The sequence below is a fragment of the Streptomyces sp. NBC_01471 genome, from assembly GCF_041438865.1.
In the GTDB taxonomy this organism is placed as follows: domain Bacteria; phylum Actinomycetota; class Actinomycetes; order Streptomycetales; family Streptomycetaceae; genus Streptomyces.
Window position 1 is genome coordinate 99,826 of sequence record NZ_CP109450.1, and the last position, 22,881, is coordinate 122,706.

General features: G+C 71.8%; 22 protein-coding genes and 1 pseudogene. 8 read left to right on the plus strand and 15 right to left on the minus strand.

Annotation, left to right across the window (positions count from 1 at the left end):
• Positions 1-11 precede the first annotated feature (11 nt).
• The 6 genes from OG285_RS00485 to OG285_RS00510 all read right to left on the minus strand — a co-directional run bounded on the left by OG285_RS00485 (position 12) and on the right by OG285_RS00510 (position 2,936).
• Positions 12-287 (minus strand): DUF2087 domain-containing protein, encoded by a 276-nt coding sequence (locus OG285_RS00485; RefSeq protein WP_356832958.1) that lies wholly within the window; start codon positions 285-287, stop codon positions 12-14.
• 49 nt (positions 288-336) lie between these two features.
• Positions 337-1,335 (minus strand): NAD-dependent epimerase/dehydratase family protein, encoded by a 999-nt coding sequence (locus OG285_RS00490; protein WP_371789777.1) that lies wholly within the window; start codon positions 1,333-1,335, stop codon positions 337-339.
• Positions 1,336-1,346: 11 nt separating this feature from the next.
• Entirely contained in the window at positions 1,347-1,613 is a 267-nt protein-coding gene (locus tag OG285_RS00495; protein ID WP_356832952.1) for a hypothetical protein, read from the minus strand.
• An 83-nt stretch (positions 1,614-1,696) separates the two neighbouring features.
• Complete coding sequence (locus OG285_RS00500) at positions 1,697-1,939, minus strand: hypothetical protein (protein WP_371789778.1); 243 nt, start codon at positions 1,937-1,939, stop codon at positions 1,697-1,699.
• Positions 1,940-2,166: 227 nt separating this feature from the next.
• On the minus strand, positions 2,167-2,568 hold the full coding sequence (locus tag OG285_RS00505) for a hypothetical protein (protein WP_371789779.1): 402 nt from the start codon (positions 2,566-2,568) through the stop codon (positions 2,167-2,169).
• A gap of 65 nt (positions 2,569-2,633) precedes the next feature.
• Positions 2,634-2,936, minus strand: a complete 303-nt coding sequence (locus tag OG285_RS00510) for a hypothetical protein (RefSeq protein ID WP_371789780.1) — start codon at positions 2,934-2,936, stop codon at positions 2,634-2,636.
• 521 nt (positions 2,937-3,457) lie between these two features.
• Here OG285_RS00510 and OG285_RS00515 point away from each other — a divergent pair.
• Both OG285_RS00515 and OG285_RS00520 read left to right on the plus strand, forming a co-directional pair.
• The gene (locus OG285_RS00515; protein WP_371789781.1) at positions 3,458-4,741 is read left to right on the plus strand and encodes an ROK family transcriptional regulator; all 1,284 of its coding nucleotides are present in this window, start codon (positions 3,458-3,460) and stop codon (positions 4,739-4,741) included.
• Positions 4,738-5,708, plus strand: a pseudogene (locus tag OG285_RS00520) (formylglycine-generating enzyme family protein). Before OG285_RS00515 ends, OG285_RS00520 begins: the two are co-directional and overlap by 4 nt.
• A 42-nt stretch (positions 5,709-5,750) precedes the next feature.
• On the opposite strand, the gene OG285_RS00525 reads toward OG285_RS00520, so the two are convergent.
• The 4 genes from OG285_RS00525 to OG285_RS00540 form a co-directional block, all read right to left on the minus strand.
• Positions 5,751-8,030 (minus strand): FUSC family protein, encoded by a 2,280-nt coding sequence (locus OG285_RS00525; RefSeq protein ID WP_356832948.1) that lies wholly within the window; start codon positions 8,028-8,030, stop codon positions 5,751-5,753.
• Between the two features lie 85 nt (positions 8,031-8,115).
• The gene (locus tag OG285_RS00530; RefSeq protein ID WP_356832946.1) at positions 8,116-9,756 is read right to left on the minus strand and encodes an APC family permease; all 1,641 of its coding nucleotides are present in this window, start codon (positions 9,754-9,756) and stop codon (positions 8,116-8,118) included.
• 129 nt (positions 9,757-9,885) lie between these two features.
• Entirely contained in the window at positions 9,886-10,605 is a 720-nt protein-coding gene (locus OG285_RS00535) for an SGNH/GDSL hydrolase family protein (protein ID WP_356832944.1), read from the minus strand.
• A gap of 444 nt (positions 10,606-11,049) precedes the next feature.
• The gene (locus OG285_RS00540) at positions 11,050-11,538 is read right to left on the minus strand and encodes a hypothetical protein (protein ID WP_356832942.1); all 489 of its coding nucleotides are present in this window, start codon (positions 11,536-11,538) and stop codon (positions 11,050-11,052) included.
• A gap of 508 nt (positions 11,539-12,046) precedes the next feature.
• Here OG285_RS00540 and OG285_RS00545 point away from each other — a divergent pair.
• The 3 genes from OG285_RS00545 to OG285_RS00555 all read left to right on the plus strand — a co-directional run bounded on the left by OG285_RS00545 (position 12,047) and on the right by OG285_RS00555 (position 15,050).
• Entirely contained in the window at positions 12,047-12,811 is a 765-nt protein-coding gene (locus tag OG285_RS00545; protein ID WP_356832940.1) for a GntR family transcriptional regulator, read from the plus strand.
• Between the two features lie 254 nt (positions 12,812-13,065).
• Positions 13,066-14,493 (plus strand): MFS transporter, encoded by a 1,428-nt coding sequence (locus tag OG285_RS00550; RefSeq protein ID WP_371789782.1) that lies wholly within the window; start codon positions 13,066-13,068, stop codon positions 14,491-14,493.
• 83 nt (positions 14,494-14,576) lie between these two features.
• Positions 14,577-15,050 (plus strand): VOC family protein, encoded by a 474-nt coding sequence (locus OG285_RS00555; protein WP_371789783.1) that lies wholly within the window; start codon positions 14,577-14,579, stop codon positions 15,048-15,050.
• A gap of 33 nt (positions 15,051-15,083) precedes the next feature.
• On the opposite strand, the gene OG285_RS00560 is transcribed toward OG285_RS00555, so the two are convergent.
• The gene (locus OG285_RS00560; RefSeq protein WP_371789784.1) at positions 15,084-16,151 is read right to left on the minus strand and encodes a GlxA family transcriptional regulator; all 1,068 of its coding nucleotides are present in this window, start codon (positions 16,149-16,151) and stop codon (positions 15,084-15,086) included.
• A 129-nt stretch (positions 16,152-16,280) separates the two neighbouring features.
• Between OG285_RS00560 and OG285_RS00565 the strand changes: the two genes are divergently transcribed.
• Entirely contained in the window at positions 16,281-16,919 is a 639-nt protein-coding gene (locus tag OG285_RS00565) for an HD domain-containing protein (RefSeq protein WP_356832932.1), read from the plus strand.
• Positions 16,920-16,978: 59 nt separating this feature from the next.
• Positions 16,979-17,383 (plus strand): ACT domain-containing protein, encoded by a 405-nt coding sequence (locus OG285_RS00570; protein ID WP_356832930.1) that lies wholly within the window; start codon positions 16,979-16,981, stop codon positions 17,381-17,383.
• Between the two features lie 123 nt (positions 17,384-17,506).
• On the opposite strand, the gene OG285_RS00575 is transcribed toward OG285_RS00570, so the two are convergent.
• The 4 genes from OG285_RS00575 to OG285_RS00590 all read right to left on the minus strand — a co-directional run bounded on the left by OG285_RS00575 (position 17,507) and on the right by OG285_RS00590 (position 21,285).
• Entirely contained in the window at positions 17,507-18,379 is an 873-nt protein-coding gene (locus tag OG285_RS00575; RefSeq protein ID WP_371789785.1) for a hypothetical protein, read from the minus strand.
• Positions 18,379-19,647 (minus strand): VWA domain-containing protein, encoded by a 1,269-nt coding sequence (locus tag OG285_RS00580; protein WP_371789786.1) that lies wholly within the window; start codon positions 19,645-19,647, stop codon positions 18,379-18,381. Before OG285_RS00580 ends, OG285_RS00575 begins: the two co-directional genes overlap by 1 nt.
• Before the next feature lie 134 nt (positions 19,648-19,781).
• A complete protein-coding gene (locus OG285_RS00585; protein WP_371789787.1) occupies positions 19,782-20,417 on the minus strand; it encodes a hypothetical protein in 636 nt (211 codons plus the stop codon).
• A 49-nt stretch (positions 20,418-20,466) separates the two neighbouring features.
• Positions 20,467-21,285, minus strand: a complete 819-nt coding sequence (locus OG285_RS00590) for a methyltransferase domain-containing protein (RefSeq protein ID WP_371789788.1) — start codon at positions 21,283-21,285, stop codon at positions 20,467-20,469.
• A gap of 218 nt (positions 21,286-21,503) precedes the next feature.
• Between OG285_RS00590 and OG285_RS00595 the strand changes: the two genes are divergently transcribed.
• Positions 21,504-22,865: an NAD(P)/FAD-dependent oxidoreductase gene (locus OG285_RS00595; RefSeq protein WP_356832921.1), complete on the plus strand. Its 1,362-nt coding sequence runs from the start codon at positions 21,504-21,506 to the stop codon at positions 22,863-22,865.
• Positions 22,866-22,881 lie beyond the last annotated feature (16 nt).

The window sequence follows — 22,881 nt, forward strand, 5'->3', positions numbered from 1 at the left end:
GGAGGGAGCGGCTACCGGCCCCGCCGGTAGCCGCTGCCGTCCCTGGACCGGGTCAACAGGCCCGATACCACGAGGTAACGGCGCAGCGCCGCGCAGTCGTCGTGCACGGTGCGCAGTGCGTCGTTGACCTCGGGCTCGGTGTACTCCCGGTCCCGCTCGAACAGGGTCTCCGCGAGGTGGCCGAGCAATTGCTCGCGGCGCGCGGCCTTGCGGGGAATCGCCGTGAGGCGGCCACGGGAGAACAGCGCCATGACCCCGTGCGAACCGCTGGATGCGTTGTCGGACATGGCCGGAAGCCTCCCGCAACGAACGGCCGCGGGCAACGCCTTTTCGGCGCTACCGCTCGGCGCCGGACCGGGTGCCGGGGGTTCCGCCGGCCGTCCGGGCGAGCAGTGCCTCTTCCTCCTGGGCCGTGTAGCCGCGACTGATGGGCGGTTCGCCGCGTTCGCGATCCCAGGCCAGGACGTCCGCCGCGGTGGCCTCCAGCGGTGTCGCGGGCAGGCCGGCGGCCCGGGCCCAGGCGGGACTGCGCTGTTGCGTGGGCCAGTTGGGGCGGACCAGCGGGAACATCCGTGTCTCGGTCTCCGGGGTCACCCGCACGATCTCCACCTCGGTGCCGGCGGCCCGCGCGCAGGTCTCGATCAGCCCTCCGAGCGTGGTCGGCTCGGCGGGGCCGACCGCGTGGAACGCACCGGGCCGGCCGTCCAGGAGCAGTCGCACCACGAGACCGGCCAGGTCCCGGGAGTCGATGACCTGCACGGGCTGCGCGGGGTCGGCGGGCAGCGCGATGCGCCCGCCGCGTGCGGCCCGGCGCACCCAGTAGGTGAACGTGCCCGACGGGTCGTGCGGGCCCGCGACCTTTCCGGGGCGCACGATCGTCGCGCGGGTGCCGTAGCGGGCCACGACATCGTCCTCACAGGCGACCTTGGCGGGCCCATAGGTGTCCTCGTCCAGCGACTCGGTGCTGTCCACGGTGCGTACCGGTGCACGGCGCGGGGTGTCCTCGTCCGAGCCGGGCAGCACCCCTGACCGCTGGTACACCGCATGGCTGGAGATGAACAGGTACCGTCCGCACCGGTCTCCGATGGCGTCCATGGCCTGGCCGACGTGGCGCGGCACATATCCGCTGACGTCCACGACCGCGTCCCAACGGCCGTCGCGCAGCGCCGCGTAGTCGCCCGTGTCGCGGTCACCGGTGAGCCGGGGCACCCCGGGGAAGAGATCCGCCCCGGTCCTCCCCCGGCCGAACAGGGTCACTCCGGCCCCGCGGCGGAGGGCCTCCTCCACGATGGCGCGGCCCACGAACGACGTACCGCCGAGTACGAGAAGGTCCATAACTGCCCAGCCTATGGCGTGTCCCCCTGCCAGTCCCACAGCAGCGCCCCGGCCACGCGCGGGCCGTACCGCGCGTGGCCGCCGGGGCCGTGCGAGCCGATCTCGGTCGCGAGGGCCGCCCCGTCCGCCAGCCGCGGGCCCGGCCAGCCGGTGACGTCGAGCAGCAGACCGTCGAGCGGCCCGCCCACCAGCTCCCGATAGTCGCGGCCGGGCCGGGGGCCCGGGTCGGGGTCGTCGTGGTCAGCGCCGTACACCCGGCGCCAGGTCTGTCCGTTCATGCGGTTCAGCATCTCAGCCACCACTGACAACGGGCCCGGTGCGACGGTGAACGGCGAGCGGTCCCGTCTGCTCACTCCACTGCTCACTCCACGGTGAGATCGACCTGGGCCGGCGTCAGCCGGGTGCCGTTGGCCCGCCGGAACTCCAGAGTGATCCGATGACTCCCCGCGGAGGCGGCCGCAGTGGTGCCGACGGACACCCGGTCCGAAGCACTCCTGGTGCCGGTGACCCGCAGGCTCCCGCTCGCAGGCGTCAGCCGGAGCCCGTCGGGACCCGACGCGGTCCACCGCACGGTGTGGCCGGTGAAGTCGACGTCCTGGGCCACCACCGTCAAGGTGACGGCCGATCCCCCGCGTTCCAGGGCCAGCAGCCCGGGAGTCCCGTATCCGGCTGCCGGGGACGCTTAGTTGTCCACGACCTCCTGGCGGACTCCCGCGTTGTCGTAGGGGGTGTCCGTACCGTACCGGCGCAAGCAGGTCTGGACGTTCGGCAGCACGACTCCGTTGAACCGGTTCTCCAGGAGCAGGGTCCGGTAGGCCTCCCGGGCCGCGTTCAGCTCGGCGGAGCCGGCCGGGAGGAGTCCGATCCGCTGGTCGGGGCGGGCGACGTCGGTGCCCCGGCCCGGCCGTACCGGTCGAGCAGTTCGGCCGCGCCCACGGTGTCGGGGTCGGTGCGGGTGAGCTCGTAGTGCTCACGCATGGTGGCGGCCGCGCGGGGGCCGAAGCGCGCCTGGAGGTAGCCGTCCGTGTAGGAGGCGGCGTCCAGCCCGTTGTCCCAGGCGAGCGCCGCGAACAGGCTCTGCACGTGCTCGTAGGTGATCCAGTCGCCGGGTTCGCAGTACATGCCGATGCCGTTGACGCCGAGGTGCGACTCGAAGCGGACATCGCCGGTGATCGTGGAGAGGGGGTGCACGGGCTGGCTCCGCCAGCGGTAGCGCCGGTAGTACTCGTACATCGCCAGCGAGCCGCGGAAGCCGGTCCGCCAGGCGGTCAGCGCCTTGGCGAAGCCCGCGTTGGCGGTTACGCCGGGGCGTCGAGCGGCCCGTCGTAGGTGCGGCTGTACGGGGCGAAGTCGACGATGACCGCGGGGTCGGACGCGTAGTCCGAGTCGGGCGGCTGGATGGTCGAGTTGTAGGCGATGCGCTCGACGCGGACCCCCGGCAGTTCCGTGCGGAGGGTCTCGGCCAGCCTGTTGACGACCACCGACTCGGCGTTCGCCGGTTTGCCGTACCGGTCGAGGATCTCCTTCTGGAACCGGCTGACGTCCGGCGGCCAGCAGTCGAAGACGGTGATCTCCGGGCGGGTCCCGCAGAAAGGCGACAACCGCGGCGATGTACGTGTCGAGGGCCTCGGGGTTGTAGATGTCGAAGAGCGGGCCGCCGGACGTGTAGTACTGCGGGTACTTCTCCGGCGGCAGGAAGCTGTCGTAGCCGTGACCGCCGGTCTCGATCCGGATGCCGCGTCTGACGGCCTCGCGGCGCAGGACGGTCCGTACGCTGTCGTACGTGGTGACGCCGAGACCCAGGTAATCGGCCGGGTGGACATAGGTGTTGAGCCGGTTCTTGGCCCCCGCCGTCCGCCTCACCGACCGGCCCGACTGGGAGCTGCGGCGGCAGTACGCGGTCCTCGGGTGCGCCGGCCAGTTCGCGGCCCGCTTCGGTGAGCCGGGCCCCGCCAGTCCGGCCGCCCCCGCGAGGAAGCCGCGCCGCTGGACCCAGCTACGGCAGGCAAGTGACCGGAACTGCAGGGACGCCGAATTTTTTACGTCAACCCTCGGGAATAAATTGCGTGTGAATTCTTCCGGCGCGTTGACGGAAACTCGCTGACCGGCGCAGCATGCGTCCATGACGGAACCGACCGATGCCTTGCAGCGCCTGCGCAGGGCCAACGAAGCCGCCGTCCTCGGCGAGTTGCGCCGCTTTGGCGCGCTGAGCCGCGGTGAGCTGAAGGCGCGGACCGGTCTCTCCCGTACCACCCTGTTCGCGATCGTCTCCGACCTGCTGGAGCGCAAGGCGGTCGTGGAGCAGCCCGCCGCCGACTCCGAACTGCCGCGTGGACGCGGCAGACCGGCCCTGGAGATCTCACTCAACGCGCGCGGCGCCGAGCTGATCGGTATCGACCTCCAGCGCAACCGGATCCATGTGATCGTCGCCAACTGCGCCCATGAGGTGGTCGGCCGGTTCAGCGCCCCGCTGCCCCTGGACAGCACTCCCGCCGAGCGCGCCGCGCAGGCGATCGCGGCGGTCGGGGAACTGGTGCGCAGGGAGGCAATCAGTCTCGCGCCGGTCGAGGGAATCGGCCTCGGCCTGCCCGGATTCGTCCAGAACCCGGCGTCCGGCGACCCGCACCGGAAGACGCCGTTCGCCCAGCACGTCGCCGCAGCGCTCGGCGGCCACTTCGGAGTTCCCGTCGTCACGGAGAACAACTCACGCCTCGCCGCACTGGCCGAAGTCACCTGGGGCGCGGCCCGGGGACAGGACAACACCGTCTTCCTCGCCTGGTCGGACGGGGTCGGTGGCGGTCTCGTGGTGAACGGGGTACTGGTGCACGGTGCCCATGGCGCGGCCGGCGAGATCGGGCACACCAGCTGCGATCCCGAAGGACCGCTCTGCCACTGCGGCGGGCGGGGGTGTCTGGAGGGCGTCATCCGGATTCCGGCGCTGCTGGCGGCCTGCGCGGAGCGCGGTGTGACGGTCGGGGACGCCGCCGGGCTGATCGCGCAGGCCGCCGGGGGCCAGCCGGACGTGGCGGCCGTGATGCGTGGCGCCGCCACCACGGCGGGCCGGGTCCTCGCCGCTCTCGCCGCTCAGGTCGACCCCGAGTGCATCGTGGTCTACGGCGAACCGGCCGCCCTGGACGCACTGGTACTGACCCCGATCCGGGAGCAGTTGGCGACCCTGTCCCTGCCGTCCGCTCCCCGCACCATCACCGTGTGCGGCTCGGCCCTCGGCGCCGACGCGGCCGCGCTCGGCGGTGTGGCGCTGCTGCTGCGCACCACCGGCCAGGACCCGGACGAGTTGCTCGACCGGCCGGTCCCCGGCACGGCCGGCCAGGACCGGAGCGGGGCCGCCCGGTCCGCGGCAGCGGCCCCGGAGACAGACACCGAGGACGGGGCGGGCGTCCGATGAGCCCGTGCTGCGGGCCCGCGCGGGGAACGGCCAGGGGCCCCGATACGACGTGCCCGTCCGCTCCCCCGGCGGACTTCGCCGTCCCGGACCGCCGTCCCGCCGATGTACTGCGCGGCATGGTGCCCGTCGCGGGCGGGCCGTTCCTGATGGGCGGCGACGACGCCGACGCGTTCCCCGCCGACGGTGAGGGGCCGGTCAGGGAGGTGGCCGTCGGCGCGTTCCACATCGACGCGGCGTGTGTCACCAACGGCAGGTTCGCCGCCTTCGTGAAGGCCACCGGGTACCGCACCGAGGCCGAACTCATCGGCTGGTCCTATGTGTTCGGCTCCTTCGTGCCCCGTCGGCGCGTCACGCGGTGCTGCCGGGCAGCGTCCCCGGAGCGCCCTGGTGGCGGGCGGTGGCCGGGGCGTACTGGCGTGCCCCCGAGGGGCCCGGCTCATCGGTCGGGGACCGCCGGGGCCACCCGGTCGTCCACATGTCCTGGAACGACGCGAACGCCTACGCCCGCTGGGCGGGCAAACGGCTGCCCACCGAGGCCGAGTGGGAGAAGGCCGCCCGCGGCGGACTCACCGGAGCCCGCCTCCCGTGGGGCGACGAACTGACACCGCACGGCAGGCACCGCTGCAACATCTGGCAGGGCGACTTCCCCGTGCGCGACACGTGTGCGGGCGGCTCCGCCGGCACCGTCCCGGCCACCGCGTACGCCCCCAACGGCTACGGGCTCCACAACACGTCGGGCAATGTCCGGGAGTGGTGCGCCGACCGTTTCAGCCCCGACTCGCACAGCGCCGCCCGCCCGGAGACACGGACCGACCCCACCGGGCCGCCCATCGGTGAGAACCGGGTGCTGCGCGGTGGTTCGTACCTCTGCCACCGTTCGTACTGCAACCGCTACCGGGTGGCCGCCCGTACCTCGAACACCCCCGACAGCACGACCGGGCACGGCGGGTTCCGCTGCGCGCTCTGAACGGTTGGCGCTGCGCGGCGGCCCCCGGCACGGGCCTCCCGGTCAGGCCGCCTTGCGCTCCTCGCGGGCCGCGACCGGAACGTCGAGGGTGCGGGCGACGCCGACCACGCCCTCGTCGAGGCGCTGCAGATGGCGCAGCACGCGGTAGGTGACCGTGCCCGTCCGCAGCACTTCGGATGAGCTGCTCTCCAGCATGGCGGCGATGCTGGCACCGGACTCGACCTCGCCCTCGGAGTCCTCGTCCGCCACCCGCGCCGCGATCACATCGATGTTGTGCGCGATGCGCGCACCGGACCGCTCCAGCCGGGGGTCGGCCGCGATGGTCTTGCTGTACGGCACCAGCTCGGCCGTCGCGGCGAGCGAACGGGCGTGGTAGGCGCAGGTCTCCAGCACGGCCACCAGATAGCGGGCGGTCTGCCTCCGCACCCGCAGCGGGGTGATCGGGTGCGTCAGCGGCTGGGTGGAGCGGCGCAGGTCGTCCAGGGCCGTGTCCAGATCGCGGGCCAGGTCCAGGAGGTCGGCCGGCGGGCCACCGCTGAGCTGGGACACGGCGGCCGATGCGACGTCCCGCAGCCGGGCCAGCACCGTACTGAGCTCTTCGTCGGTACGGCGGTCGGTGTGCACGGGAAGCACCAGCACGGCCGCGATGATCCCGCAGGCGGCACCGAGTGCCGTCTCCTCGATCCGCAGCACCAGCACGGACAAGCTGTAGGTGTTGAGGAGTGTGTAGAGCAGTCCCAGCATCGCGGTGACGAAGAAGGACATCAGCGCGTACGACAGGGGCGCGGTGAAGAACATCCCGAAGATGAAGAGCAGGACCAGGGCGAACGCGGTCCAGGTGTGGTTGCCGACGAGCCCCGCGAGACCGACACCGGCCACGACGCCGAGGACCGTGCCGAGCAGCCTTCGGTAGCCCTTGACGAGGATCTCGCCGGTGGACGCGGTGTTGAGGAAGACCACCCAGCAGGTCAGTACAGCCCAGTACCAGCGCTGGCTGGACAGGAACTCGCCGCCGACGATGGCCAGGGTCGAGCCGACCGAGACCTGGAACGCCGCCCTGGTGGTGCGCCGCTGCAGACCGGTGAGGTCCTCATCGGTCTCCTCGGCCCGGACGATGGCCACGTCCTCGGCCTCGAACTCCTCGCGCGAGCGGGTGGTTTCCGGAGTGTCGTCCGACTCGTCCTGCGGCCCGTCCAGTGCCAGCCGCAGCCCGAGCACGGAGCGCGCGGCCTCACCGAGTCCGCGGAACACGTCCTGCACGGCGAGCGAGGCCCGCGGCAGGTTCTCCTCGTCCCGGTAGCCGAGCAGCCTGTTGCGCAGATGGGCCAGGGCCGTGCCGCGCTCGTCGGGGGCCAGCCGGGTCACCACCAGGTGCAGCGCGTTCAGGTCCCGGCGCAGCAGGGCCGTGATCTCGTCCGTCCCGTCGGTGCCTCCGGCGCCGTTGCCCGACTGTGCCGTGCTCGCGGCGGCCGGCACCGGCGCGTTCGGCAGGTGCAGGGTGAGGGTGTCCGCGCGTTCCGCGCTGCGGGCGTTGAGCAACAGCATCCCGAGGCGCTCCGCGGCGATCTCCGCGTCCGCGATCCTGCGCTGCACCAGCGCTGCCGTTGCCGGGTCACGCGTACCGGACTCCAGCTGGCCCTGGATCATCAGCGCCGTCTGGTGCAGCCGTGCGGTGCGCCCGCGCAGATCGTCGAGGATCTTGTCGAGCTGTCCGGGCGTGGCGTCCAGCAGCTCTGCCTGGGTGGCCACCAGCTGGGCGAGCCGCGCCCTGAAGGCCTCCCGCAGCCGGCCGAGGGTGCGCTCGGGTGTCTCCGGCACGACGGCGAACCGTACGACCGCGCTGCTCGCGAAGGCGATGGTCAGCGTCAGGTACAGCGGGGGCAGGGTGGCGACCGTGGCGTGCACGAACAGCGAGACGAAGTAGACCTGGAACCCGATCAGCCCGAGCGCGGTGCCGCGGTCGCCGAAGCGCCGGGAGTAGACGGCGCCGAAGATCAGCAGGACGAAGAAGATGTCACCGGCGATGATGCGGGTGTTGAGCAGCGCTCCCAGCGACATCGACGTGAGGGCGACGGGAAGGCCGAGGCCGAGTGTGATGGCCTGGCCGCGCACCTCCTTCTCCCTGATCGCGAAGGTGGAGACCATGGCCGCCATCGCCCCCGCGACCAGGAGCGTGACGGGCGTGTGGAGCAGCGAGAGCACGATGAGCGCGAGCCCGATCGCCGCGACGGTCCGCAGCCCCGCCATCAGTCGCAGGAATCCCGGGTCGGATGCCGCGTAGCGGTCCCAGGTTCCGGTCCGTGTCCGCCGTGTTGCTGCCATCGCGCTGCCGTACTCCCCTGTTCTCCGGCCGGGTCCGGGTACGCCCCCAGCATCGCACGGCCGGGTTCTCCTGGATCCGAGCAGGTCAGGGACGGCTCGGATCGGGCAGCCCGGGCGCGCCCCCGGGCTGGGTGCGCGGGCGCTCCCTGAGGTGGCCGGCGCCCGAGCGGACGGCCCACCCGAAGACGGCCAGCGAGACGGCGGCCACCACCACCGAGTCGTACGGCGCCGGCAGCCGCCCGGATCCACCGAAACTCCCGAGCCAGGACAGCAGGGTCAGTGCGGCCAGATAGAAGACCAGCCAGGCGCCTTGCCGCAGTTCGTCGCGCGGGGACGGGCCGTCGGTGCCGCGCCGCAGCATCAGGAACAGCGGCACACCGACGAGCACCAGCGGCAGCGCGAGCCGCAGGTCGTGCCAGCCCGACCAGAAGACGAACTCGCCGGCCACCATGAAACTGACCGGCGCGATCCAGCGCACTCCGGGCACCTGGCCGTCCGCCCGCGGTACTCCCCGCTCCCGGTCGTGCGCCCGGAACACCGCGACGGCGACCGCCGATGCCGCGTAGGTGAGCAGATACATGTCGCCCATGACGCTGACGATGTCCTGCCAGCCGCCGAACGGCAGCATGAAGACGATGATGACCGCGAGATTGAGCAGCAGCGCCCGGTGCGCCATCCCGGAGCGGGGGTCGATCCGCATGAAGAAGCGGGGCAGCAGGCCGTTCTTGGCGAGCGCGTAGGTGTGCCGGGCGTCGATGGCCACTCCGACGTACGCCGAGCCGCCCGGCGAGAGCACCGCGTCCGCGTAGAGCAGGGTCGCGAGCCAGTGCAGGTTCAGTACCAGGGCCAGCTGGCCGAAGGGCGATTCGAAGTTGACGCCGTGCCAGCCGTGGCCCAGCAGGGAGTCGGGGACGGTGAAGAGGAACGCCAGCTGGAGCGCGAGGTAGACCAGGACGGCCAGGGCGATCCCGGTGAGTACGGCGGCGGGTACGGTCCTGCGCGGGTTGCGCGCCTCTCCGGAGAAGTCGAGGGGCGCCTGGAAGCCGTTCACGGAGTAGACGATGCCGCCGCCCGCGAGAGCGGTGAGGCATGCCGCGTAGCCGTACGGTGCGAAGCCGCCGTGGTCGGTGAGGCGGCCGGAGTGGGTGCCCGAGAGGAAGAGGGCGATCACGGTGACGACGGGGATGACGACCTTGAGCAGCGACACCAGATTGTTCAGCCGGGCGAACACGCGCACTGCGAACCAGTTCAGCACGGTCAGCAGCACGCTCAGCGCGGCGGCCACGGCGAGGCCGGTCGCGGTGAGCCTGCCTCCGTCGTAGAGACCGGGCAGGTAGTGCGCCGCGTACTGCATGATGGCGCTGATCTCGGCGGCCGTGCCGCCGACCGACAGCAGAACGGACCAGCCGATCACCGTGCCGACCAGCCGTCCGCTGGCGTACAGCGGCCAGCGCACGGTGCCGCCGCCTTCCGGCCGGGTCGCCCCGAGCTCGACCATCACCAGCGCGACGAGGGCGCACAGCGCGCCTGCGGCGATCCAGGACAGCAGCGCGGCGGGTCCCGCGGTCTGGGCCGCGTACATGGCGGCGAACAGCCAGCCGGAGCCGAGGATGTTGGAGAACCCGATCGCCGTCAGGCCCCAGAATCCGAGGTCCTTGCGGAGCCGGTGCTCCTGGGAGAGCGCGGCCGGGACGGGCCGTGCCTCCGGTGGCTGGTTCTGCGGCACGTGACACGTCTCCTCGTCTGCTGTGTGACCTACGGGTGCCCAGCGTGCCACGCGTTACTACAGCCGTCGCCGCAGTCAGGAAATTGCCGCACGGTGTGGCCAGTGGGTCGGACGGCTTGGTCAGTGCGGTCAGCGGTCCAGGACGGGAGCGGTGACGCGAGCCGCCGCGCCGTCCAGGACACCGCCCGTCGCGCCGTCCGCCGGCCCGGGAACGGCTCCGCCCGAGACCAGTTCCACCCAGGCTTCGGCCAGCACGCGGTGGCCGAACGGCGTGGGGTGCACACCGTCCCCGGCGATATGGGCGGCGCCGCCCGCGCTCCGGGCGGCCTGGTTGAGCAGGCCGTCGGCCGCGAGGAGTTCGGCGCCGAACTCCTCGGCGAGCCTGCGCACCACGTGGATCCGCGGGTCGAGGTCCTCCCGCCAGGCCCACTGCTCGGGGCGCACCGGGACCAGGAAGGGTTCGATGAGGAGGAGTTGGGCGCCGCTGCTCTCCCTGATCCGCGTCAGGATGTGGCGGTAGTCGTCCTCGTACGCCTCGGTGGTGGTGAGGACGCCGCCTTCGTACCGGCGCCAGGTGTCGTTGACCCCGATCATGACGGACACCAGGTCGGGGTCGAGTGCGACGCCGTCCTCGTGCCAGCGGGCGCGGAGGTCGGCGATGCGGTTTCCGCTGACGCCGCGGTTGACGAAGGTGAAGTCGCTGTCCGGGTGGGCCGTCCGCAGCAGCTCGGCGCTCATCCCGGCGTATCCGTGGCCGAGTTCGTCCGTGGGGTGGATCACGCGGTCCGCGTCGGTGATGCTGTCGCCCTGGAAGAGGACGGTGGCGCGGCTGGGCAGCTGAAGGGGCACAGGGACTCCGTGAAAGCGGCGAATACGGCGGACCGGCCCGGACGACCGGGTCCACAGAAACGTACTACCCGGAGCCGCGCGGGGCTCGCGCCGTCCCACGACAGTGCGGAGAAGCCCTACGGGATTTCGCCTGCGGCAGGACGGATGCCCGTGCCGGATTCACCTCGGTCGAACACAGGAAGAAATCAACGGGCGGAGAGAACAGGAAACGGGAGGAGAGAACAAGAGAGGACAGTGGGGTGCGCAATCCGGTGGGAATAATGTCCGGCGTCCACATCGGCGGGACCAAACCGGCGAAACGACAAAGGTATTCCTGAACGCACCGAGCGCGGTGCGGAATGGCAGGCGGTCAGCGGGACCCGGGGGCCTCCCGCGTGGGACCTGCTCATACGCTCAGGCGCTGATCACCTGTCTCAGAGGCTCAGGGGATCAGGGGCTCAGGCTTCAGAAAACGAACGGCCCGGGCGACTGTGCCGTCGTGGCGTTGCAGCTGACCGCCACGCCGAAGATGGTCATCGACAGCGCTGTGCCGCCGGTGTACGAGTCGAGGCTGTCGCCCGCGGCGACCCTCCCGGTCAGCGGGCCGATGGTGACGGCGGAGCCGGCCGGGAGATCCGGGTTCTTGGTGCCGGAGAACACGGTGGTCCCGCTGCCGTTCTTCGCGAGGGTGAGGGTCGCGGCCATCGAGTTCTGGTTGACGTGGACGGGGGTCGTCACTGCCGCGGTCAGCGTGATGGTCGCCGCCGTGCCGCTCTGGGTGGCGGTCAGCGTGGCCGAACCGCCGCCCCAGACGCCGCAGTCGTACGTGGCGGTCGCCGACTGCGGTGTCACGGCTGTCGCGGATGAGGTGAAGCCGAGGCCCACCACGGCCGCCGCTCCCACAGCGACTGCCGCGCGCAGGACGGCTCTGCTGCTTCTGCTTCCGTGCCTCATAAGTCTTCCTTCCTTCGGATGAGTTGACCTTTCAGGTGTACCGATACCCGTCGCCCTCCCCTTCCGGGTGCTCGCCGATTTCCCGACAGCTTTCCCGGTCATTTCCAGGAGGGAATGAGTGACCGCCTTCTCCGCCGATGACCGAACGAGGCCGCACCGGTCCGGTGGCAATGTCATCTGACGGGCCGTCGGATGCCGTGGTTCATTGATGCGCGGGTGGCAAGTGATTACAAGAGATACGGCCTTGATTCTTAACGGTCCCTCGCCTCTCGCTGGAACCAGAACAAGCCAACCCGGCCCGGCGGCCGAGAGCGGTCCGGGAGCGCCGCCCGGTGGCGGATCCCGGACGCCGTGGGACATCACCCCAGGTCCAGGCATCACCGCAGGTCAAAGCAGGTGGCGTAACAAGGGCGAAATCTTCTGGACGTAGCTTGGGCGACCGGTGGTGAACGGCACTGCCGGGCCGCGGCACAGGTGGCGGTACGCGGGAAGAACAGGAGCTGCGCCCATGGAGCACACGTCGCCGGCCCCTTCCTCCCACTCCCCCGCACGGCGCGCGGACCGGGCCCGCAACGTCGCCGAGGTGCTGCGGCAGCAGGCCGCCGCGGGCCTGTATCCCACCGGATTCCTGCCGGACGAGCGCCTGCTGTCGAAGGACTTCGCCGTCTCCCGCAACACGGTCCGCCAGGCCCTGCTGATCCTGCGGGACGAGGGCCTTGTCGAACGCCGGCGGGGCGTGGGGACGGTCCTGCTCAACCGCAAGCACTCCCATCCGCTGGAACGGCTGGCCGGGCTGGCCGAGACGCTGAAGTCGCACGGCACGGTCGACAACGAGGTCAGGGCGAGCGGCACGGTCGTCCCACCCGCTCAGGTGGCCCGCCGTTTGTCGGTTCCGGACGGCGAACCGGTGGTCCGTCTTGAGCGCCTGCGGCGCCTGGACGGCATGCCGCTGTCCCTGGACCTCACCTATCTGCCGGTCGACATCGGACTGCCGCTGCTCGACCTCGATCTGGAGAACCAGGACGTGTTCGCGCTGATCGAGCAGTCCAGTGGACAGCGACTGGGCGCCGCGGAGGTGACGGTCCAGGCCGTGAACGCGGATCCGCACACCGCCCGGATCCTGGCAGCCCCGGTGGGAACCGCCCTGTTCGCGGTGGAGCGCCTCAGCAGACTCGCGGACGGGCGCCCCGTGGACTTGGAGTTCCTCTCCGTACGCGGCGACCGGCTCACGCTCCGGGCCGATCTGCACCGCACCGGACCGGCCGCCGGCTGACGCGTCGGCTTCTCGCTGCTCCTTCCGACCCCGCCCGCCTCCGCACTCCTTGCCGTAGACACTGCCGGACGCTGCTCCGGCTGCTCTCCTCCCCTGTCCGCTCCGCCCCGCGGGTGCTTGACCGCGCCTGCCGACCAGGAGGTCCCGTGCCCCGCCGCCCGGCCGTTCCAGAGCCTGTCCGGCCTCAGTCCCGGCCTTCGTCAAGCCGTACGAGCGGCCGCCGGACAGCTGGACCGCGCGCGACCGTCGTCGTCATGTGCCTGTGCGTCACCCTGGTGGTGGGCATGGTCTCGGCCGTCAATCTGGCCATCCCCTCACTGTCGGCCGGGTCACTGCACCCCTCCGCGGCGGCCGTCCTCTGGGTGGTCGACGGCTATGTGGCGGTCTTCGCGTGTCTGGTCGTCCCCGCAGGCGCGGTGGCCGACCGCATGGGCCGCAAGGGCGTGCTCCTCACCGGTCTGGTCCTGTTCACCCTGGGCTGCGTGCTCGCCGCCGCGGCACCCGATGTGGGCGTGCTGATCGCCGGCCGGATGCTCAGCGGTGTGGGGGCCGCCGCGGTCCTCCCCACCACCCTGGCGCTCATGGTCACCGGCGCCCCCGACGACCGGCGGTCGCGCCTCATCGCGCTGTGGGCGTCCATGACGGGACTGGCCGCCGTGCTCGGCAACATCGGCGGCGGCGCGGCGATCCAGAGCGGATCCTGGCGCTCCCTGTTCCTGTACGCGGCTCCCCTGGCGCTCGTCGCCCTGCTGCTCGCCGCCGTCGTCGCCCCCACGTCTCCCCGTCTCACCCGCCCGGTCGGCCCGGTCAGCGCTCTGCTGCTGACCGTCGGCTTCCTGGCCCTGCTCTTCGCCGTCGTCTCCGGACCGGAACGGGGCTGGGCAAGCGCGCAGGTTCTGGGCGCCTTCGCCGCCGCGGTCCTCCTGCTGGCCCTGTGGACCGTCCACGAACTGCGTGCGGAACACCCGATCCTCGATCCCCGGCTGCTGGCCGGCCCGGCCGTGCGAGCGGGCACCGTGGGCATGGTGTCCGTGTTCCTCGGCATGTTCGGCCTGTTCTACCTGAACGGCCAGTACCTCCAGTACGTCAAGGGCTACTCCGCCCTCGGGGCCGGTGTCCGCCTGCTGCCCATGGCTGCCGCGCTGCTGCTGGCCCCGCGCTGCGCGACGGCGCTGCGCCGCCATCTTCAGAACCGCACCGTCATCAGCCTCGGACTGCTCGTCCTGGCGGGCGGACTCTGCACCGTCTCGCGGGTCGGCCCCGACACCCCCTATCCGGTGTACGCACTCGGGGCCGGGCTGACCGCCGCCGGGTGCGGGCTGGCCACGCCCCTGCTCTCCGAGACCCTGATGTCGGCCCTGCCACCGGACCGGGCAGGTCTCGGCTCGGGGCTGCAGAGCCTCACCCGCGAACTGGGCAGTGCACTCGGTGTGGCCCTCACCGGCACCCTGATCACCTCGGGTTTCACGGCCGGGCTGCCCGCACGGCTGCGCGGCCCGGACGCGCCCACCACGGTGGCCGGCGCAGAGGGCATGACCGCAGACCCGGAGCTGCACCGGGCCGTGATCACCGCCTTCACCGACTCGCTCGGCACCAGCATGCTGGTACTGGCCGGTCTGGTCCTCGGTGCGGGCGCCCTCGTTCTCTCCTGGCTGCCGGCGGAATCCCCCGTACGGACCTGAGCGTCAGCGATGACTTCCGGTCGGCGCGAGAGTCGGTACAGATACAGAAGCCCGAGCCGACACGACGACCGCAGGAGAATCCCATGCCCCGGATCACCCCGAACCTCTGGTTCGACACCGAGAGCGAGGAGGCCGCCGCGTTCTACGTGTCGGTGTTCCCCCGTTCGGAGATCAAGAACGTCACGTACTACACCGCGGCCGGCCCGCGGCCCGCGGGCACCGTGCTGACCGTCGACTTCGTCCTGGACGGCCAGGAGTACACCGCGATCAACGGCGGTCCCCAATTCACCTTCGACGAGGCCGTCTCCCTGCTGGTCAACTGCGCCGACCAGGAGGAGATCGACTACTACTGGGCCAGGCTGAGCGAGGGCGGCCAGGAAGGTCCGTGCGGCTGGCTCAAGGACAGGTACGGGGTGTCCTGGCAGGTCGCGCCCAGCGGGATGCACGAAATCCTCAATGATCCCGATCCGGCGCGCGGTGAGCGGGCGATGAAGGCCGTGTTCGGCATGAAGAAGCTGGATCTGGCCGCGATCCACGCTGCCGCCGACGGGATCTAGTGCCGCGTCAGGCAACGATTGCCAGCCGCAGCACTAGCCGCGGCGCCCAGGGCCCACAGGAGCCGAGCCGCCCACGGCACGCCCCGATTCGGTACGCCCCGGGCCGGCCGGCAGCTCCGCGTCGCGCCGCTGCGCCGACCGGAAGCGCTGCTGGTAGGTCCGCGGAGACACCCCGAGGCGCGACACGAACGCCCTCCGCAGGGTCTCCGCGCTCCGGTAACCGGCCCGCGCCGCGGCCTCACCGACCGTGTGGCCCGCGTCCAGCGCCCGTTTGGCGGTGTCGAAGCGCACCGACTCGACGTAGCGCGCGGGTGTGGTGCCGAGCTCCTCGCGGAAGAGCCTGGTCAGGTGCCGTGGGCTCAGGGCCGCCCGCGCCGCGAGTTCCGCGATGGAGTGTCCGGCGGCCGGGTCGGCGAGCACCGCGTCGAAGACCGCACGCAGCGCCGACGTCCGTGGCCGGGGGCCCTGGAGGGCCGGTGAGAACTGCGACTGGTCGCCGGGCCGCTGGAGGAACACCACCAGCGACCGGGCCACCTGCCGGGCCATGTCCTCCCCGTGATCGTCCTCCAGCAGCGCCAGCGCCAGATCGATGCCGGCCGTGACACCGGCCGAGCTGAACGTCGTGCCGTCCCGGACGAAGATGGCATCGGGCTCCACCGAGATCTCGGGATAGGCGCTGCGGAGCAGTTCGGTGTGGCGCCAGTGCGTGGTGGCACGGTGGCCGTCCAGGAGGCCCGCCTCGGCCAGGATGAAGGCACCCGTGCAGATCGAGCAGACCCGGCCGGAGCGGCCGGCCAGCGCGGCGACGGCATCGCGCAGCGCGTGGCCGATCGGGTACGTCGGGAGCGCGTCCCCGCCCATGACCAGCAGGGTGTCGTAGCCCAGACCCGTCTGCGCAGCGTCGGCGTCGACCGGGATCCGCATCCCGGTCGACGAGACCACTTCGGCGCCGCCGACGGCGCACAGTTCCAGTGCGTAGTCGGCGCCCAGCTGGTTCGCTTCGCTGAAGACCTCGCTGGGACCGGCGACATCGAGGAGTTTCACCCCGTCGAAGACGACGACCCCCACCCGGTGCGGGCGGGAGCTCCCGGCGATGGTCATAGCGGCTCCTCAGGAGGGGTCTGCGTCCGGATTCGTGCGGAGTGTGGCCGACCACGGGGAGCGCGGCACCCCTGGCCGGCCCCACGCTATAGGTACCGAAGCAAGCGGCCGACACCGATGGAGACCACGATGACCGAGACGATCGCGGGGATCACCATTCCCGACACCGCGCTGGCCCGTGAGGCCACCGAGCTGGTCCGGGAGGCCGCCGGCCCGCTGCTCTTCGACCACTCACGGCGGGTGTTCCTCTTCGGCTCGCTGAAGGGGATGCGGCGGGGGCTCACCCCGGACCCGGAGCTGCTCTATGTCGGGTCGATGTTCCACGACCTGGGGCTGACCGAGCGCTACCGGCGCACCGACCAGCGCTTCGAGGTGGACGGGGCCGATCTCGCCCGGGACTTCCTGCTGGAGCACGGCCGCAGCGAGACGGAGGCGCGCGCGGTCTGGCTGGCCATCGCGCTGCACACCACCCCCGGTATCCCCGAGCACCTCGACCCGGAGATCGCTCTCGTCACCGCGGGCGTGGAGACGGACGTCCTCGGTCTCGGCCTCGGTGAGATCACCGCCGGGCAGATCGAGGCGGTCACCGGCGCCCACCACCGGCCCGACTTCAAGCAGCGCATCCTGCGGGCCTTCACCGACGGGATGAAGGACCGGCCCGACACCACCTTCGGCACCATGAACGACGACGTGCTCGCCCACTTCGTGCCGGGCTTCACCCGGCAGGACTTCGTGGACATCATCCTGAACTCCGCCTGGCCCGAGTAGCGCTGGGTGCGGGCCCCCGGCAGCTGCCGGGGGCCGCCCCTCCCCGTAACCTGGCCCTCATGAGCGGTGAGAAAGACCTGCGGAAACTGCTGAGCGGTATGCGGCCGGAACTCAATCCCGGCTGCTACGTCTTCACGGCCCTCGCCCCGTCGGCGCCGGTTCCCCCAGGAGTGGACCCCGTGGTCACGGTCCGGGAGCCGGAGGGCCTCACTCTCGTGGTCCCGCAGGGGGATGCCGACGCGGCCGGGCTGGCGTACGACTATGCCGCGGGCTGGATCACCCTGCGAGTCCACTCGGCGCTGGAGGCCGTCGGACTGACCGCCGCTGTGGCCCGGGAGCTCGCCGAGCACGGGCTGAGCTGCAATGTGGTGGCCGGTTTCCACCACGACCACCTGTTTGTGCCGCTGGAGCGGGCCGGGGAAGCGGTCACCGTGCTCACAGAGCTCGCACGGCGCTCCGGCTGACACGGGGCGGTACGCCGACGCGTTCCGCAATGACGGGAACCGACTGCGCGGGCGGACCGGCCCGCCGCGCTCGACGCCGGTCCCCGCCCGGCACGGACCGCGCCGGGCGGGAGGCCCGCCGGCTCAGACGCCCGGCGGGCGCCGGTAGGACAGCCGGCCGGGGCCGCGTGCCATCGAGTACCCGGCGACACCTGCGAGCGCGCCCAGGATTCCGCCGCCCACGGTCCAGATCCAGCGGTCGGACCACCATCCGGACGACCAGCCGTCCTCCGGCCCGGCGGCGGTACCCGCGGGCGTCGCCGCGCCCGCCGTGTCCGAGGTGCCGGACGGGGCCGGCGTGGCTGATGAGGCGTCCGGCGCGGTGACTGCCGTCAGCGGGGACGCGAGCGAACCGTCCACGGCATGTGCTCCGCCGCTGCCGGACGATGTGGCCACGACCTCGGCCCGCACCGGCAGCCCGAGGTCCTCCTGCGGCAGGTCGAGGACCGTCAGCCGGATGTAATAGCTGCCCGGCAGCGGGTCGTTGGCCCACGGCTCTGCCCAGGACCGGACCGTACGCAGATGGCAGGTCATGGTGACGGACTCGGCGTCCGCCGCCGCCACCCGGGTCTGGCTGCCGTACTGGCACGACTGCCGCCTGCGCAGCCCGTCGTAGACATCGAGCTGCCAGGTCGAGGCGCCGTGGCGGGCGGAGGCCTCCGGCAGCTTCACCGTGGCGTCGACCGTGGCCGACTGGCCCGCGTCGGCGGGGAAGACCCAGTACAGGTAGTCGCCCGTGGAGGCGCTCGCGGTGGCGTGCTGGCCCTGGCGGGCGGCGGTCGCCGTACGGAATGCCGTGCCCGCCTGGGACGGTGCGTCGCTGCCGCCCGCCGAAGAGGACGAGGAGGGGGACGGGGTGTCGGCCGCGGCGGTCCCCGCCCCGCCGAAGAGAGCCAGCCCGGCCAGAACGGCCAGACCGGCCAGGGCGGAGCGCGGGACTATCCGGTTGATCCGCATCAGTTGGTCCTCCCGGCGAAGCGCAGGCGTGAGATCCATCCCCACAGCACGCCCGAGACCAGCCCGGTGAGTGCGAGGACGCCGAGCAGCCACCAGCCGCGGCCGAGCCCGAAGGAGGCCACGTCTGATGCCTTGTCGGGAGCGTCCACCACGGCGATGTTCAGTTCGACGGGCAGACCGGGCGCGGTCTTGACCGCGGGCGGTGCCGAGAAGGAGTTGCTGACCTGGAGGCAGACGGTCTCCGCCCCGGTCTGTGCGTCGTCCGAGTCGGCGGGCGGCTTCGGATAACGCAGGCCTGTGGAGATGGCGTCGGTGCGCCCGGTGCCCGACTCCTGCCCCCGTACCAGCTCCCGCCCGTGCACGGTCAGCGCCCGGAGCAGTACTCCGTAGTCGTTGTTGACGGCCCGGTCGGCGGCGACGCTGACGGAGGCGCGCAGTTCCTGGCCGGGTCGGACGTCCACCCGGTACCAGCGGTGCTCGGCGAACCTCTCCCGGTCGCTGTAGAGCCCGGCCTTGAGCTGGGGGGCGTTCGTGCAGCTGTCCGCGCCCTCGGTGGCCACGGGTGTGGCGACCGGGTCGGCCGCGCGGTCCACCAACTGCGTCACGCGACCGGAGAGTTCATTGGTGTGGCGCACAGAGGTGTACGTACCACCGGTGGCCTCGGCGATGCAGGTCAGCTGCTTGCGGGTCTTGGCGTCGGGCACCAGGCCCAGTGTGTCGATGACGAGGTGGATGCCCTGGGCCGCGATGTCGCGTGCCACGACGCACGGGTCGAGGGGCGCGCAGGTGTCCTCGCCGTCGCTGATGAGGACGATGCGCCGGGTGGCTTCACCGCCCTTGAGGTCCCGGGCCGCCGCCTGGAGGGCCGGTCCGATCGGTGTCCAGCCGGTGGGCGCGAGCGTGGCGACCGCCGTCTTGGCCTCGGTCCGGTCGAGCTGTCCCACCGGGTAGAGCTGCCGGGTGTCCTTGCACCCGGTCTTGCGGTCGTTGCCGGGGTAGTTGGCACCCAGCGTGCGTATGCCCAGTTGCACCTGCTCGGGCACCGTGTCGAGTACTTCGTTGAACGCCTGCTTCGCCGCCGTCATCCGCGAGCCGCCGTCGATGTCGCGCGTCCGCATCGATCCACTGACGTCGAGTACCAACTCGACCTTCGGCGATGGTTTCCCGGACGGTTCATCGGCAGCGGCGGCGCCGGTGGGGAAGGTTCCGACGACCAGGGCAGCCAGGAGTGTGCACACCCCGGCCGCCAGCCGTTTTCTCATGATCATCACCGGATCGTACGGAGCCCGCCCCCGGATCTCCAAAACGGTTCCCGTGGAGGGGAGTTCGGGCCTGGGAGTTCGGACCCGGCCGCGCCGGTCGCCCCTTGTCCGTACGGTCCCCGAATCCCGCGCGGACCGCGTTACGCCAGGACGAGAACGGCGGCGGTGGCCGCGCCGAGCGAGGCACCCGCGACCGTCTGTGCGACGGAGTGGTAGGCGAGCGCGACACGGGACCAGCAGACGGCGGCCACCAGGACGTACCCGGCGATCCACCACGGCGCGTGCACGGCGGCCAGCATCGCGACGACCGCCGATGCCACCGCCGAGTCCACGCTGATCTTCCATACGGTGTTGACCACGAGGAGGACGACGGTCATGGCCCAGAGGGCGAGCATGGCCAGCAGAACGCCCCGGGGCGCGCCGCCCGCGATCATCAGGGCCGCGCCGGTCCCGACCGAGCCGAGGATGACGAGGAAGATCGGGGCGCGCTGCCTGCGGTCGACCACGTGCCGGTCGCCCCAGGTGCCGCGCCGGCGCTCCCACTCGATGAACGCCGCGGGGACCAGACCGGCGCAGAGGGCGCCGAGCAGTCCCCAGGGAATTCCGGTCCAGTCCCCCGCCGCCGCGAGGCCGATACCGGGCATCCCGGCCAACAGGACGTTACGCGGCTGGAGTACATCGGTGACGGTACGGGCCACGGTGGTACTCGTCGTACGCCGGGATGCACCGGCCCGGTCGTGCGAGCGGCCCCTCACGGTGCCGGTGTCGGTCGTCATGGGTCCGCACGATACCGGCGGAGGGGACGGGGCAGCGGCGCGGCGGGTGTCAGAGCGGCCGGTGTGCGATGACGCCGAACATGGTGACGGACATGTGCAGCGCACCGTGCTCCGCGGCCGTCGTGAGATCCGCGTACAGCTCGTCCCGCTGCTTCTCCGTGATCAGTTCGCGCTTCACGGCCGTCTCACCGAGCATCCGGATGACGGGCCAGCTGACCTTACGGCGGTCCTGGATGAGCGCCTGCGAGCCGAGGTCGTCGATCTCCAGCCCCACGGCTGCCAGCTGGCCGGCCAGCCTGCGCCCGGCGGTCGGGTTGGCCGCCGCCATGAGGGCGCCTCCGGTGAGAACCGCCACCACCTCCGGGTCTCCGGGGTGCAGGATCGTCGTGGCCCAGTCGGTGTCGAGAAGGGCAACACGCCCACCGGGCCGCAGCACCCGGGCGATCTCCGCCGCCGCCCTGTCCGGCTCCGTGAGGTGCTGGAACACCCGCTCGCACCAGACCAGGCCGATGCAGGCGTCCTGCACCGGGAGCGCGCAGGCGTCGCCGGGCACGAAGCGGGCGCTGCTCCGTGCTTCGGCCGCACGCTGCTCGGCGGCCGCCCGCAGCCCCGGGTTCGGCTCCACTCCGGTCGCGGCCCCGCCATCGCCCACCGCGGCCGCGAGCACCTGGGTCTCCGAACCGGTCCCGGCCCCGATGTCGAGTGCGCGCTCACCGGGGCGGGCAGCCAGCGCGTGGTGCGCCCACTCCCGCAGTCGGCGCACGCCCGCGCTCGCCGCCTGTGCGTCCAGTGCCCCGACCAGCCGGTCGGTGGCCGCAGGTGTGATGTTCTCCGAGTAGAACGCCGATGTCGGCCGGGAATCCCCCATGCACAGCACTCTAGGCCGCCCCGGCGAACCGCACGGCCGCCTCACCGAAACGCCCCGCCGGCCCCTTTCACGGGGTTCAGCAGGCGGACTCTCCTCAGGCCCGCGAAGATGGGCTGTACCCAGGCAGCGGTCGGGCCGCGATTCACACGTGGCGTCACCCGTCCCACGGGGCAGGCGGGAGGGGGACGACCGAGCAGACCTGAGAAGGGACGAACACCGTGGGACGACCCAGGATTCTCGTAGTGGGCGCCGGCTTCGCCGGAGTGGAGTGCGTACGCCGCCTGGAGCGGCGCCTCTCCCCGGGAGAGGCGGAGATCGCGCTTGTGGCGCCCTTCTCCTACCAGCTCTATCTGCCGTTGCTGCCCCAGGTCGCGTCCGGCGTCCTCACCCCGCAGTCGGTGGCCGTGTCGCTGCGCCGGAGCCAGAAGCACCGCACGCGGATCATTCCCGGCGGGGCCATCGGGGTCGACACCGAGGCGAAGGTCTGCGTCATCCGCAAGATCACCGGTGAGATCGTCAACGAGCGCTACGACCAGATCGTGCTCTCGCCGGGCAGCATCACCCGTACGTTCGACATCCCCGGCCTCCTCGACAACGCGCGCGGGATGAAGACGCTCGCCGAGGCCGCGTACATCCGCGACCATGTGATCGCCCAGCTGGACCTGGCGGACGCCAGCCACGACGAGGCGGAGCGGGCCTCCCGGCTCCAGTTCGTGGTGGTCGGCGGCGGCTACGCGGGCACCGAGACAGCCGCCTGCCTGCAGCGCCTCACCACGAACGCCGTGAAGCACTATCCGCGCATCGATCCGAAGCTGGTCAAATGGCATCTGATCGACATCGCCCCGAAGCTGATGCCGGAGCTGGGCGACAAACTCGGGCGCAGTGCGCTGGAGATCCTGCGCGGTCGCGGCATCGAGGTCTCGCTCGGGGTGTCGATCGCCGAGGCCGGTGCGGACAAGGTGACCTTCACCGACGGACGGGTCCTCCCGTGCCGCACTCTGATCTGGACAGCGGGTGTCGCGGCGAGTCCGCTGATCGGCACACTCGGTGCCGAGACGGTACGCGGACGCCTCGCGGTGACACCCGAGATGAACGTGCCGGGGCTCGACGGGGTCTACGCCCTCGGCGACGCCGCCGCCGTGCCGGACCTGGCCAAGGGCGACGGTGCCATCTGCCCGCCCACCGCACAGCACTCGATGCGCCAGGGCCGCAAGCTCGCGGACAACATCGTGGCCGCGCTGCGCCACCAGCCGCTCCAGCCGTACGTCCACAAGGATCTGGGACTCGTGGTCGACCTGGGCGGCAGGGACGCCGTGTCGAAGCCGCTCGGAATCGAGCTGCGCGGTCTGTCGGCACAGGCCGTGGCCCGCGGCTACCACTGGTCGGCGCTGCGCACCAATGTCGCCAAGACCCGGGTGATGACCAACTGGTTGATCAACGCTGTCGCCGGGGACGACTTCGTGCGCACCGGGTTCCAGTCGCAGAAGGCCGCCACCCTGCGGGACTTCGAGTACACGGACTCCTATCTCACCCCGGAGCAGGTGCGCGAGCACACCGCGTCGATGACGGCCCGCGGCTGAGGTACCGCCCGGGCCG

Bases quoted from the DNA above. Each gene is read 5' to 3' on its own strand.
- OG285_RS00485 (WP_356832958.1), bottom strand. From the start codon at position 287: ATGTCCGACAACGCATCCAGCGGTTCGCACGGGGTCATGGCGCTGTTC.
- OG285_RS00490 (WP_371789777.1), bottom strand. From the start codon at position 1,335: ATGGACCTTCTCGTACTCGGCGGTACGTCGTTCGTGGGCCGCGCCATC.
- OG285_RS00495 (WP_356832952.1), bottom strand. From the start codon at position 1,613: ATGAACGGACAGACCTGGCGCCGGGTGTACGGCGCTGACCACGACGAC.
- OG285_RS00505 (WP_371789779.1), bottom strand. From the start codon at position 2,568: ATGTACGAGTACTACCGGCGCTACCGCTGGCGGAGCCAGCCCGTGCAC.
- OG285_RS00515 (WP_371789781.1), top strand. From the start codon at position 3,458: ATGACGGAACCGACCGATGCCTTGCAGCGCCTGCGCAGGGCCAACGAA.
- OG285_RS00525 (WP_356832948.1), bottom strand. From the start codon at position 8,030: ATGGCAGCAACACGGCGGACACGGACCGGAACCTGGGACCGCTACGCG.
- OG285_RS00540 (WP_356832942.1), bottom strand. From the start codon at position 11,538: ATGAGGCACGGAAGCAGAAGCAGCAGAGCCGTCCTGCGCGCGGCAGTC.
- OG285_RS00545 (WP_356832940.1), top strand. From the start codon at position 12,047: ATGGAGCACACGTCGCCGGCCCCTTCCTCCCACTCCCCCGCACGGCGC.
- OG285_RS00550 (WP_371789782.1), top strand. From the start codon at position 13,066: ATGTGCCTGTGCGTCACCCTGGTGGTGGGCATGGTCTCGGCCGTCAAT.
- OG285_RS00555 (WP_371789783.1), top strand. From the start codon at position 14,577: ATGCCCCGGATCACCCCGAACCTCTGGTTCGACACCGAGAGCGAGGAG.
- OG285_RS00560 (WP_371789784.1), bottom strand. From the start codon at position 16,151: ATGACCATCGCCGGGAGCTCCCGCCCGCACCGGGTGGGGGTCGTCGTC.
- OG285_RS00565 (WP_356832932.1), top strand. From the start codon at position 16,281: ATGACCGAGACGATCGCGGGGATCACCATTCCCGACACCGCGCTGGCC.
- OG285_RS00570 (WP_356832930.1), top strand. From the start codon at position 16,979: ATGAGCGGTGAGAAAGACCTGCGGAAACTGCTGAGCGGTATGCGGCCG.
- OG285_RS00575 (WP_371789785.1), bottom strand. From the start codon at position 18,379: ATGCGGATCAACCGGATAGTCCCGCGCTCCGCCCTGGCCGGTCTGGCC.
- OG285_RS00580 (WP_371789786.1), bottom strand. From the start codon at position 19,647: ATGATCATGAGAAAACGGCTGGCGGCCGGGGTGTGCACACTCCTGGCT.
- OG285_RS00585 (WP_371789787.1), bottom strand. From the start codon at position 20,417: ATGACGACCGACACCGGCACCGTGAGGGGCCGCTCGCACGACCGGGCC.
- OG285_RS00590 (WP_371789788.1), bottom strand. From the start codon at position 21,285: ATGGGGGATTCCCGGCCGACATCGGCGTTCTACTCGGAGAACATCACA.